12 protein-coding genes are annotated in these 12,222 nt (G+C 48.7%); all 12 read left to right on the forward strand.

The genetic code is table 11. From position 1 onward, the window contains the following. The first annotated feature begins 1 nt into the window (after position 1). The 12 genes from yfmH to rny all read left to right on the forward strand — a co-directional run bounded on the left by yfmH (position 2) and on the right by rny (position 12,196). Positions 2-1,288, forward strand: coding sequence for an EF-P 5-aminopentanol modification-associated protein YfmH (gene yfmH, locus AC0YOB_RS14605; RefSeq protein WP_475793392.1), 1,287 nt, complete (start codon positions 2-4; stop codon positions 1,286-1,288). A 14-nt stretch (positions 1,289-1,302) separates the two neighbouring features. Then, entirely contained in the window at positions 1,303-2,034 is a 732-nt protein-coding gene (gene ymfI / locus AC0YOB_RS14610) for an elongation factor P 5-aminopentanone reductase (RefSeq protein WP_475793567.1), read from the forward strand. A 160-nt stretch (positions 2,035-2,194) separates the two neighbouring features. Beyond that, a complete protein-coding gene (locus tag AC0YOB_RS14615; protein WP_475793393.1) occupies positions 2,195-2,446 on the forward strand; it encodes a DUF3243 family protein in 252 nt (83 codons plus the stop codon). A 139-nt stretch (positions 2,447-2,585) separates the two neighbouring features. Beyond that, on the forward strand, positions 2,586-3,350 hold the full coding sequence (locus AC0YOB_RS14620; protein WP_379112710.1) for a DUF3388 domain-containing protein: 765 nt from the start codon (positions 2,586-2,588) through the stop codon (positions 3,348-3,350). A 17-nt stretch (positions 3,351-3,367) separates the two neighbouring features. Further along, positions 3,368-4,336: a RodZ domain-containing protein gene (locus tag AC0YOB_RS14625; RefSeq protein ID WP_475793394.1), complete on the forward strand. Its 969-nt coding sequence runs from the start codon at positions 3,368-3,370 to the stop codon at positions 4,334-4,336. Positions 4,337-4,453: 117 nt separating this feature from the next. Continuing rightward, on the forward strand, positions 4,454-4,945 hold the full coding sequence (locus tag AC0YOB_RS14630) for a YajQ family cyclic di-GMP-binding protein (RefSeq protein WP_475793395.1): 492 nt from the start codon (positions 4,454-4,456) through the stop codon (positions 4,943-4,945). 142 nt (positions 4,946-5,087) lie between these two features. Then, a complete protein-coding gene (gene rimO / locus AC0YOB_RS14635) occupies positions 5,088-6,413 on the forward strand; it encodes a 30S ribosomal protein S12 methylthiotransferase RimO (RefSeq protein ID WP_475793568.1) in 1,326 nt (441 codons plus the stop codon). Positions 6,414-6,415: 2 nt separating this feature from the next. Further along, entirely contained in the window at positions 6,416-6,994 is a 579-nt protein-coding gene (gene pgsA, locus AC0YOB_RS14640; RefSeq protein ID WP_210041083.1) for a CDP-diacylglycerol--glycerol-3-phosphate 3-phosphatidyltransferase, read from the forward strand. A gap of 82 nt (positions 6,995-7,076) precedes the next feature. Further along, positions 7,077-8,339 (forward strand): competence/damage-inducible protein A, encoded by a 1,263-nt coding sequence (locus tag AC0YOB_RS14645; protein WP_475793396.1) that lies wholly within the window; start codon positions 7,077-7,079, stop codon positions 8,337-8,339. A 204-nt stretch (positions 8,340-8,543) separates the two neighbouring features. Beyond that, a complete protein-coding gene (recA, locus tag AC0YOB_RS14650) occupies positions 8,544-9,602 on the forward strand; it encodes a recombinase RecA (RefSeq protein ID WP_475767659.1) in 1,059 nt (352 codons plus the stop codon). Positions 9,603-9,747: 145 nt separating this feature from the next. After that, the gene (locus tag AC0YOB_RS14655) at positions 9,748-10,476 is read left to right on the forward strand and encodes a RecX family transcriptional regulator (RefSeq protein WP_475793397.1); all 729 of its coding nucleotides are present in this window, start codon (positions 9,748-9,750) and stop codon (positions 10,474-10,476) included. Between the two features lie 178 nt (positions 10,477-10,654). Then, the gene (gene rny, locus AC0YOB_RS14660; RefSeq protein ID WP_210041075.1) at positions 10,655-12,196 is read left to right on the forward strand and encodes a ribonuclease Y; all 1,542 of its coding nucleotides are present in this window, start codon (positions 10,655-10,657) and stop codon (positions 12,194-12,196) included. The last annotated feature ends 26 nt before the right edge of the window (positions 12,197-12,222 follow it).

Here is a 12,222-nt window from a genome sequence, read left to right on the forward strand (position 1 = left end):
TGTGGAAACATTAGCTTATCCAGGCGTTCAAGAAACGATATACCGGGAAGTTCTAACGAATGGACTGGAGGTTGTTATTTTACCGAAACCGGGCTTCAGCAAAACCTACGCCACATTTTCAACGCGTTATGGTTCGGTAGACAACCGCTTTTCAGTTGGCGGAGAGGAGCCGGTGTCCGTACCGGATGGAATCGCCCATTTTCTTGAGCATAAAATGTTCGAGGAGCCAACGGGTGATGTGTTTGCCACATTCGCTTCCCAGGGAGCGTCGGCCAATGCGTATACCAGCTTTGACCGTACGGTTTACTTGTTCTCCGCAACGGAGCAGATTGAGGCGAATCTGGAAACGCTGGTGAATTTCGTACAAAACCCTTATTTCACCGACGAGAATGTGGAGAAAGAAAAAGGCATTATCGAGCAGGAAATCAACATGTACCGCGATAATGCGGACTGGCGGGTTTATTTTGGGCTGATCGACGCCTTGTACAACAATCATCCGATTCACATCGATATCGCCGGAACGGCGGAATCCATCGGAAAGATTGACAAGGAGACCCTTTACCGCTGCTATGAAACCTTTTACCATCCATCCAACATGTTTTTATTCATTGTTGGAGGAGTTGATCCAGGCAAGATGATGGAGCTTGTACGGAATAACCAGGCCCGGAAATCCTTCGAGCCGCAGGGGGCAATCAACCGCTTTTTTGATCCCGAGCCTTCTTCCGTCAAGAATGCACGCAAAACAGCTGTTCTGCCCGTATCCATGCCAAAATGCATGATCGGCTTTAAAGAGGATCCCAAGCCGCTGGATCCGGCCGGACTTCTCCGCAAAGAGCTGACTACCAAATTGATGCTGGATGCCCTGCTCAGTTCCAGCTCTCCGATCTATAACACACTGTATGACGATAAATTGATTTCCGATTCCTTCGGTCATGAATATAACAGCAGCGAGGATTACGCATTCTCAGTGATCGGCGGAGAGACCCCAAACCCTGACGAGCTGCTTGTGCGGCTCAAATCAGCAATTGAAGCAGCCCGTGCAAGCGGTCTTCAGGAAAGTGCTTTCGAGCGGACACGCCGCAAAAAGATCGGTGGCTATCTCCGCATGCTGAATTCTCCCGAAGCGATTGCCGGAGAATTTACGCGTTATCGGTTCCGCGGCGCCGATTTGTTCAAGCTGGTGCCTATTTATGAGAGCATTACTTTAGAGGAAGTCAACGAACGGCTGCGTGAGCATTTCAACTGGGACCGCATGGCAGTTTCGATCGTGGCCAAAGCTCCACTTTGAAAACATTAAATGAGATGACGGTGCTCGTGACCGGGGGAAGCCGCGGGATTGGAGCGGCAGTGTCGCGTCGCTTTGCCAAGGAAGGCATGAATGTCGTGATCCATTACAATGAAGCTCATGAGGCGGCCAATGAAACAGCCAGAAGCTGCCTGCTTCTTGGTGCGGCTAATGTAACCACCGTCTCGGCTGATCTGCGTTCAAAGGAGAATTTGCTGCGGATGCAGGAGAAGCTGGATGCTCGAGGCATGATACCGGATATCCTCGTCAACAATGCTGGTATTTCCCATAATGGGATGCTTGCAGATGTGTCGGAGGAAGAATGGGACGACGTGATGGCGGTTAATTTAAAAGGGATGTTTTTATGTACCCAGCTTTTTATGCCCGCTATGGTAACCCAGCGTTTTGGGCGCATTATTAATGTGTCTTCGATTTGGGGGTTGTCGGGAGCGTCGTGCGAGGTGCTGTATTCCACAACCAAAGGCGGTATGAATGCATTTACGAAGGCGCTGGCCAAGGAGCTTGCGCCTTCCGGTGTGACCGTTAATGCAGTCGCTCCGGGCGCTGTCAATACAGTGATGCTCGATAACCTGGAGGCTGAGGAGATTTCGGCGCTGGAGATGGAAATCCCGGCGGGAAGACTTGGACAACCTGATGAAATTGCCTCTCTGGTCTATTTTCTGGCCCTGCCCGAATCGGCGTATATTACAGGGCAGATCATCAGTCCCAACGGCGGATGGCTCACTTGACCAACTTGGAATTAACTTAGAGTTCAAGGTGTCATATGGTGAATTTTCAAGGAATCGAAACTTTATGGCGGTTAAATTCGTCGTATAAGAAAGAACCTTTGCGCGCAAAATACGTTATGTTGCCGGATAACGGCTAACACGCAGAGGAGGCGTCAAACACATGTCAAACGTCCTTTCTAATTTCGACACATGGAAAAAGTTTTTGGCCGGTCGGGTGGAGCAGGGAAAGAAAATCGGTTTGAGCGAGGAATCCATTTCGGATCTTGCTTATGAAATCGGGGCTTTCCTTGGCGAGAAGGTCGACCCCAAGAATGAGCAGGAGCAGGCGCTCAAAGAAATTTGGGAAGTCGGCAATGAAGATGAACGCAAAACCATCGCCGGGCTGATGGTCAAGCTTGTACAAAGATCGTAAGCAGATTGCTTGCGGAAGAGCCTCCCTTAAAGGGGGCTTTTCTGCAATCTTTTATAGATGTGTTGCAGGAATATGGCGAATATTGTAGAATAATCTTTCTTGAACGGTTGAACTTATTTCCTCGAATGAGGTGTCAAATTTGGAAGTTAAACAATGGTATATGGAATATAAAATACATAAAAACCGACCGGGACTTTTGGGGGATATCGCTTCATTGCTTGGTATGCTGGAAGTCAATATTGTCACGATTAATGGGGTAGAAAATAGGACGCGAGGCATGCTGCTGCAGACGAATGATGAAGAGAAGATCGAAATTCTCGGCAGAATGCTGCAAAAGGTCGACAATATCACCGTGCTGAAGCTCAGAGAGCCTAAATTGGTTGATATATTGGCTGTACGTCATGGCCGATATATTGAACGTGATTCGGATGACCGCAAAACATTCCGCTTTACAAGAGACGAGCTGGGGCTGCTGGTGGATTTTCTGGGTGAAGTGTTCAAGCGTGACGGCAATCAAATCATCGGGCTTCGCGGCATGCCGCGGGTAGGCAAGACGGAGTCTATCATTGCGGGCAGTGTATGCTCCAATAAACGCTGGACATTCGTTTCTTCAACCTTGCTGCGTCAGACTGTCCGCAGCCAGTTGTCCGAGGAAGAAATGAATCCGAATAATATTTTTATTATCGATGGGATCGTCAGCACGGTGCGTTCCAATGAGAAACATCATGCTCTTCTTCAGGAAATCATGGCTATGCCTTCAACGAAGGTAATTGAACATCCGGATATGTTTATTAAAGAGTCGGAATATGATTACAGCGCTTTTGATTATATTATCGAACTGCGCAATACACCGGATGAAGAGATTTCATATGATCTCTTTACATCCGGATTTCATGAATTTTAAGAATAGGAGGTGTGGTCATGTCGGATTTGGGCGCTTTACTCCGCAAGGCGCGTGAGCAGCGCGGGCTGTCATTGGATGATATTCAGGATTTGACAAAGATTCGCAAGCATTACCTGGAAGCTATTGAAGAAGGAAACTATTCCGTATTGCCGGGTACATTCTACGTGCGCGCTTTTGTAAAAAATTATGCCGAAAATGTTGGTCTTGATGCTGAAGAAGTGCTGCGCTTGTATCAAAGGGAAATTCCATCGGCAGCTCCAGAGCAAATTGCCGAACCTGTACAGCGGCCGCGCCGCGCCCAAACCCAAGCCTCCGACCGCTGGAGCCGGTTTGGGTTCCGCGTTCTCATGTGGTCCTTTCTGCTGCTTATTGTTGTGGTTGTGTACATTTTCGCTATCAACCGACCCGGCGGGGACGGTACTGAATCTGTTGATCAAACAGGAATGACAGACAAAACCGAGCCGCCTGTTACGGGAGGCGTTGCCGATCCATCGGGGACGACCAACACGAACGAGCCGGATCAAACCACGAACCAGGGAAATGGTACAAATACGGGCACTGATGGTTCAACTCCCAATAACACTCCAGAAACACCTGACAAGATTGCGCTGACATTAGACCGCTCTTCCGGAAAAACCGATTATTTCTTCTACTCTCCGAGTGCAGGAACGCATACTGTGACTTTCAAGCTCACGGGAGGAAGCAGTTGGGTGGGAATTAATCAGAACAGCGTATCGGGCAAAAGCCTTTACCAGAAAACCCTTCAGGATGGAGAGACCGGCTCAGCTGAAGTCGAGGGTAAAATTTATATCAATATAGCCCATGCCAACATCGTCGAGGTGACGATTGACGGCGTTCTGATCGATGATAAGGATCAAACCGGATCTCACAAAATGCTGTTAACCCCTGCTGATGATTCCGGTGAAAACGGGCAATCGCAGGATATAGCAGAGGGAACACAGGATGGCAACCAGGAAAGTGAATAAATCAGATTAAAGACATCCAATCCTTGTGGACTTCCAGGATGGATGTCTTTTCTTATACATAAGGATCGGTTATAATACGGTTCAAGTAATAATTGGAAAAAGGAGCTGCTTACGAAAATGAGTTCGGAAAGTGCATTCGATATTGTTTCAAAGGTGGATATGCAGGAATTAACCAATGCGATCAACCAGGCAGAGAAAGAGATTGAGACCCGATTTGATTTTAAAGGAAGCAAAAGCAAAATTTCGCTTGAGAAAGAAGACATCATTCTTGTCTCCGACGATGAATACAAGCTAAAGAGCGTCATTGATATTTTGCAATCCAAAATGATCAAACGCGGCGTGCCCATCAAAAACATGGATTTTGGCAAAGTCGAATCCGCTTCCGCCTCTTCGGTCAGACAGCGGGTTAAATTGCGTCAGGGGATTGAGCAGGATATTTCAAAAAAAATCAATATCCTTATCCGGGATTCCAAGCTGAAGGTAAAAAGCCAGATACAGGGAGATCAAATCCGGGTTACCGGCAAAAGCCGCGATGATTTACAGGCTGTAATGGCGCTGCTCCGCGGTGCGGATTTGCAAATAGAATTGCAATTCACAAACTACCGATAACTTTTTTTGCTGTGAACGTGGATGAAGTCCTCTTTTAACGCCTGAGAGCGCGTAGGAAAGGACTTTTTCCTGTTTTGACACGCCTTGGGCCTTGTATTATACTTGTTGAGATAGCTTTTCGGAGGAATCTGGGGGATACATGATGACGGAACGAGTGAAAGTTGTAACATTAGGTTGTGAAAAGAATTTGGTCGATTCAGAGATTATGTCTGGATTAATCGATGAACGCGGTTATCAGCTTGTCGATCAGGCTGATGAAGCTACAGTAATTATTGTCAATACATGCGGATTTATTGACGCGGCCAAGGAAGAATCGGTTAATACGATTCTGGATATGGCGGAGTTCAAGCAGACGGGCCGGCTGAAGGCGCTTATTGTTTCCGGGTGTTTGACCCAGCGTTATAAGAAGCAGTTGATGGAAGAGATGCCGGAAATAGACGGCATCGTTGGAACGGGTGATTTTCATCACATAACCGATATCGTTGATGAGGCACTCCGCGGGAAGAGACCGGTCAAGGTAGGCAATCCTGCTTTTGACTATGACCAGAAGCTTCCTCGTCTGGTTACCACTCCCCGTTATACCGCTTATGTGAAAATCGCGGAAGGCTGCGATAATGCTTGCACATTCTGCTCGATACCGATTATGCGGGGCAAGTTCCGCAGCCGGTCTATCGAATCCATTGTAAACGAAGTTCAGATGCTTGCAGATCAAGGCGTGAAGGAAGTCAGCTTGATTGCACAGGATTCAACGAACTACGGAACGGATTTGTATGACAAATTCATGCTTCCGGAGCTTCTTAATCGTGTCAGCGAAGTGGAAGGCATAGCCTGGGTCCGGCTTCATTACGCCTATCCGGGATTTTTCACGGATGAGCTGATTGATACGATCGCTTCCAATTCAAAGGTTTGCAACTATATTGATATGCCGCTGCAGCATAGTGAAGATTCTATCCTGAAGCGGATGCGCAGACCTGGCCGGCAGCGTGATACACGGGAGCTCGTAGCCAAAATCCGCTCCAGAATTCCGGATGTCGCCCTGCGTACTTCAATTATCGTTGGTTTTCCAGGGGAAACCGAGGAAGACTTTAACCGTCTGTGCGATTTTGTCCGGGAAATGAAATTTGACCGGTTGGGTGTGTTCTCCTATTCAAGCGAGGAAGATACGCCTGCTGTCCGGCTTCCGGATCATGTGCCAAGCGAAGTGATCGAGTGGAGAGCCAATACCCTGATGGAAATCCAGCGGCAGGTATCCAAGGACATCAGCGGCAAATACGTTGGCAATGATATTGATGTACTTGTTGAGCGCTACGATGGCCGCAGCGACGTCTACGTGGGTCGTTCGCCTTATGATGCGCCGGAAATTGACGGTGAAGTTTTTATTTCCAACTGTACGGCTGGAATTGGCGAAATTCAAAGAGTGCGCATAACGCATGCCTATGAATTTGATATGTCCGGGGAGGGGCTATAATCGTGAATTTAGCCAACCGGATCACATTGATTCGCATATTTTTAGTCCCGATTATTATGTTTTTGCTGCTCATCAATGTGGATTTAAAGCCGCTTAGCTTTGATGACTTCTCGATAACCTGGAATCAGATCCTGGCTGCATTGATATTTATCGTTGCGGCCAGTACGGATGGACTAGACGGTTATATCGCACGCAAGAACAAAATCGTGACTAACCTGGGCAAGCTGCTTGATCCATTAGCCGATAAGCTCCTTGTGGCGGCGGTGCTTATTTCGCTTGTCGAAATGGATAAGCTGGATGCCTGGATTGCAATTGTGATCATAAGCCGCGAATTTGCGGTGACCGGGCTTCGCCAAATTGCGCTGCTGGAGGGCAAGGTGCTGGCGGCGAGTACGTGGGGCAAGTGGAAAACAGCCGTGCAAATTACGATGATCATCGATTTGCTGCTGAATAATTTTCCGTTTACGTTTCTCGATTTCCGATTCGATCTTATTTCAAGCTGGGCTGCTGCCCTTATTACGGTCTATTCGGGAATTGATTATTTCATCAAAAATAAAAATCTTATTCCGCTTACGGAGTAGGACAATTTGTTTGTAAAGCATCATTCTCTGTCATTATATGGGAATGGTGCTTTTCATTACCTAATGGAATGGAGCGGTTTATATGCGCGCTGAAATTATAGCAGTCGGAACGGAACTATTGCTGGGTCAAACGGTGAACACCAATGCCACATATATTTCAACAGGCCTTGCCGAGCTGGGAATCGATGTCTATTTTCAGACGGTAGTAGGGGATAATGCCGTCCGTATTGTGCAGGCGGTCGAGATTGCCCGCACCCGAGCCGATCTGATCGTATTTACGGGCGGACTTGGACCGACCCAGGATGACCTGACCAAGGACGCGCTTGCCGGTTACTTGAACCGCGGAATTTCGATTCATCAGCCGTCCATGGTGAAAATTGAGAATCTGTTCACTTCGCGCGGCATGCATATGGTGGAAAGCAACCGCAGACAGGCGAATCAGATTGAAGGCAGCGATCCGCTCGTGAATGACGCCGGTCTTGCTGTAGGCAACGCTTTGATTGTCGAGGGTACTCATTATGTGCTGCTGCCGGGGCCGCCCCGGGAAATGAAGCCGATGTTTGACGGTCCGGCCAAAGCCTGGCTGCGAAGCGTAATGGGCGAGGAGCGCAGGCTCTTCTCCCGTCTGCTGAAATTTGCCGGCATTGGAGAATCCAGTCTGGAGCAGGCGATTATTGATTTGATCGAGGTCCAGTCCGACCCTACAATTGCCCCGTATGCCAAAGAGGGCGAGGTAGCCATCCGACTTTCCACCAAAGCGCTTTCCTTGCATGAGGCGGATGCCAGACTGGATCAGGCGGAGCTGCAGATAAAGGAGCGTGTTGGCCAATATTTGTTTGCGAACGAGGATATTCCCCTCGAGGAAGCGGTCATACGCCTGCTTAGAGTAACGGGACGCAAATTTGCCAGTGCCGAAAGTCTTACAGGAGGGCTGCTGGCTGAGCTTGTGACCACCCTGCCGGGAAGCAGCGGCGAATTCGTCGGTGGCGTCGTTACCTACACCAACGAGATGAAGCAGAAGCTGCTGGGCATCCCGTTGTCCCAGCTGGAAGGAGCAGGCGCGCCTGGCGCCATATCTGAATCAACGGCAGCACTTATGGCGGAGCGGGTGCGCGATTTGACGGATTGCGACTTCGGCTTGTCCCTCACCGGGGTTGCAGGCCCGAGTGAAGCCGAAGGCAAGCCTGTCGGTCTGGTCTATTTTGGCATTGCCGAGCGCGGCAAACCGACAATTGTGCATAAGGCGCAGCTGAGCGGAACGCGCGATATTATAAGAGTGAGATCGGTGAAGTCGCTCCTGTACAGGTTCTGGCAGCTGCTGTCTGCCGAACAGCCAGGCAGATGATGATTTATGCTTGTCAGAATACGGAAAATGAAATATAATCGTCATTAGTTGACGGAAGAACCGTGGCGAAGATCACTTTGCCGCGGTTCTTTTTTTCATTCATCGGCCGATGAAAAAAATAAGAATATATGTTCGTAAAAACTATTGTCATTAGAGGAGAAACAAGGTATCATTACATTATAAATAATGAAGGATGTGAACGCGTTGTCAGATCGTCGCGCTGCGCTTGAAACGACATTACGTCAAATAGAGAAACAATTCGGGAAAGGCTCCGTCATGAAACTCGGGGAGTCGAATCATATGAAAGTGGAAACAGTATCCACTGGTTCCCTTGCCCTGGATATTGCTCTTGGTATCGGCGGCTTGCCCAAAGGCCGGATAATTGAAGTGTACGGACCGGAATCCTCCGGTAAGACGACAGTAGCTCTTCACGCTATTGCTGAGGTACAGCGTGTGGGTGGACAAGCCGCTTTCATCGATGCGGAGCATGCTCTTGATCCTCTGTATGCCAGCAAGCTTGGCGTTAATATCGATGAGTTGCTGCTCTCTCAGCCCGATACCGGAGAGCAGGGACTCGAAATCGCTGAGGCGCTTGTTCGCAGCGGCGCAGTGGATATTGTTGTTATTGACTCGGTTGCGGCACTTGTGCCCAAAGCTGAGATCGAGGGTGAAATGGGAGATTCCCATGTCGGCCTGCAGGCGCGATTGATGTCGCAAGCACTGCGTAAGCTGTCAGGCGCCATCAGCAAATCCAAGACCATCGCGATTTTCATCAATCAGCTGCGTGAGAAAATTGGCGTTATGTTTGGTAATCCAGAGACGACCCCTGGTGGACGCGCATTGAAATTCTACTCCACAATTCGACTTGATGTGCGCCGGATCGAATCCATCAAGCAGGGCAATGACATTGTCGGCAACCGGACCCGTATCAAGGTCGTTAAGAACAAAGTAGCCCCGCCCTTTAAACAGGCTGAGATTGATATCATGTATGGCGAAGGCATCTCCAAGGAAGGCAGCATTGTCGATATCGGCGTTGAGATGGATATTGTACAGAAGAGCGGAGCCTGGTTCTCGTATAACGGAGAACGTTTGGGACAAGGCCGGGAGAATGCCAAGCAGTTCCTGAAGGATCACCCTGATACTTCAACTGTAATCGAGAATCAAATTCGGGAAGCAAGCCATTTGTCAGCCGCCGCGCTCACAGCTTCTGCCGTGGATGATGAGGACGAAGACGAGTTGGATCTTGATCTCGAGTTGGAATAACTATTTACCCTTGGCTGTGAATAGATTCGGAAGAGCACCTTCGCGGGTGCTTTTCTGCATGATATAGAACATGAACTTATTTATTTGATGCCATTCATTTTAGGGAGAAGCTCAAGGGAAATGGCAGGGAAGGAGCAGCCATAAGATGAAGGATGATGAACGGATGCAAGATGAGCAAGAAGAGCAGGAAGAACAAACCGAGGCAGGTATGATGCTTATAACCGCTATTGAACAGGAACGCAAGGACAAGCGGCGTTACCATTTGTATATGGATGGCAATGATGAGCCCTTTACCTCTGTTCACGAAGATTTAATTGTCACGCACAGGCTTTTGAAGGGGAGGCAGATTGATCCGCATGAGCTGAAGCAGATTGTGGAGAAGGACAATGATCATCGCGCTTATATTTTGGGATTGATTTATCTGGGGCCAAGGCCCCGCACCGAGAAGGAAATCTCGCGTTATCTCTCAGGCAAAGGGCTTGATGAATCCGCAATTGGCAAAGCTCTGGCGAGATTGCAGGGCGAGAGGCTGGTCGATGATATCTCTTATGCCAATCAGTTTGCCGAGCAGCGAATGCGAAGCCAATTAAAGGGAAGACGACTGCTGCAGCAGGAGCTGACGCATCGCGGCATAGCCAGCGGCACAGCTAAGGAGGCCGCTCAGGGACTCGATTCGCAGATGGAGACCGAGGTTGCAATACGCGCAGCCAAGAAGAAATGGCCTTATGTGAAAGGGGAATTCCGGGACCGAAAACGGAAACTGATGGCATTTCTGCTGCGCAGAGGATTCCCGAGCGCGGTGGTTAAACAGGCCGTTAACGAGGCAAGCCGGTCCGGTGAAGACGACGAAAACGGGCATACCCTTGACAATTGATTTTCACAAAAGATAAAATGAGTGTGTATTCCTTCTTCCAGAGTCGATTTTTCTTCCAAAAATTGATTCGAAACGATTTATTTCGTCAAAATGCTATGTATGGATCGGGTTAAAAACCGGCTGGAAAAACAAAATAGTCCCAAGCGTTTGCTTTGGTGAGCAACGAGGAGGTGAGAAGATGCCAGATTGGATTTGGATCCTGATCGCTCTCGTTGTTGGTGTGATTTTCTTTGGTATCGGGTATTTTATTCGAAAGTCAATCGCCGAGGCCAAGATTTCTAGCGCCGAGCAAGCCGCAAGTCAGATCGTTGACAGTGCGCGTAAAGAAGCAGAAGCGCTCAAGAAAGAAACAGTGGTCGAAGCGAAAGACGAAGTCCACAAGCTCCGTACCGAGGCAGAGAGAGATATTCGCGAACGTCGCAATGAGGTACAGCGTCTTGAAAGACGGCTTGTTCAAAAGGAAGAGTCGTTGGATAAAAAGATAGAAACGCTGGAGCGCAAAGAAGAACAAGTAGCCAACAAAGAGAAACGGATCGAGGAGACGCAAGAACAGATCGATTCTCTCTACAAGCAGCAGCTTAGTGAGCTTGAGCGTATTTCGAACTTGACGATGGATGAGGCCAAACAGATCATCCTGAACAATGTCGAATTGGAAGTCCGTCATGAAACAGCGCAAATGATTAAAGAAATTGAACAACAAGCAAAAGAGGAAGCCGATAAGAAAGCCCGCAATATCATTTCGCTTGCGATTCAACGCTGCGCAGCAGATCATGTGGCGGAAACAACCGTATCTGTCGTTACCCTGCCTAATGAAGAAATGAAAGGCCGCATTATCGGGCGTGAAGGCCGCAATATTCGTGCCCTGGAAACGTTGACCGGTATCGATCTCATAATTGACGATACACCGGAAGCGGTCATCTTGTCCGGATTTGATCCGATACGCCGCGAGATTGCCCGGACATCGCTTGAGAAGCTGGTTGCAGATGGACGAATCCATCCAGCCCGCATCGAAGAGATGGTCGAGAAATCGCGTAAGGAAGTGGATGAACGAATCCGCGAATACGGGGAGCAGGCTACCTTTGAGGTTGGCGTGCATGGCTTACATCCGGACTTGATCAAAATTTTGGGCCGATTGAAGTATCGGACGAGTTATGGTCAAAACGTATTGAAGCATTCCATGGAAGTCGCCTATTTGACAGGACTTATGGCAGCGGAGCTAGGGGAAGATATCACGCTCGCCAAACGTTCCGGATTGCTTCATGACATCGGTAAAGCACTCGATCATGAAGTGGAAGGCTCTCATGTGGAAATTGGCGTTGAGCTGGCCAAGAAATATAAGGAACATCCCGTTGTTATCAACAGTATTGCATCCCATCACGGCGATTGTGAAGCGACATCGGTTATTGCGATGCTGGTTGGAGCTGCAGATGCTCTGTCCGCTGCAAGACCGGGAGCAAGACGTGAAACGCTCGAAACGTACATCAAGCGTCTGGAGAAGCTTGAGGGCATCTCGGAATCGTTTGAAGGCGTTGAGAAGTCGTATGCTATACAAGCAGGACGCGAGGTTCGCGTCATGGTTCAACCGGACAAGATTGATGATACCGAAGCATTCCGCTTGGCGCGTGATATTACGAAGAAAATTGAGAGTGAGCTCGATTATCCGGGTCATATCAAAGTGACAGTCATTCGCGAAACGCGTGCAGTCGAGTACGCAAAATAACAAAATCAGAAAGAAACTGGAAAAGT

This window comes from Paenibacillus sp. JT31N17 (assembly GCF_056269255.1).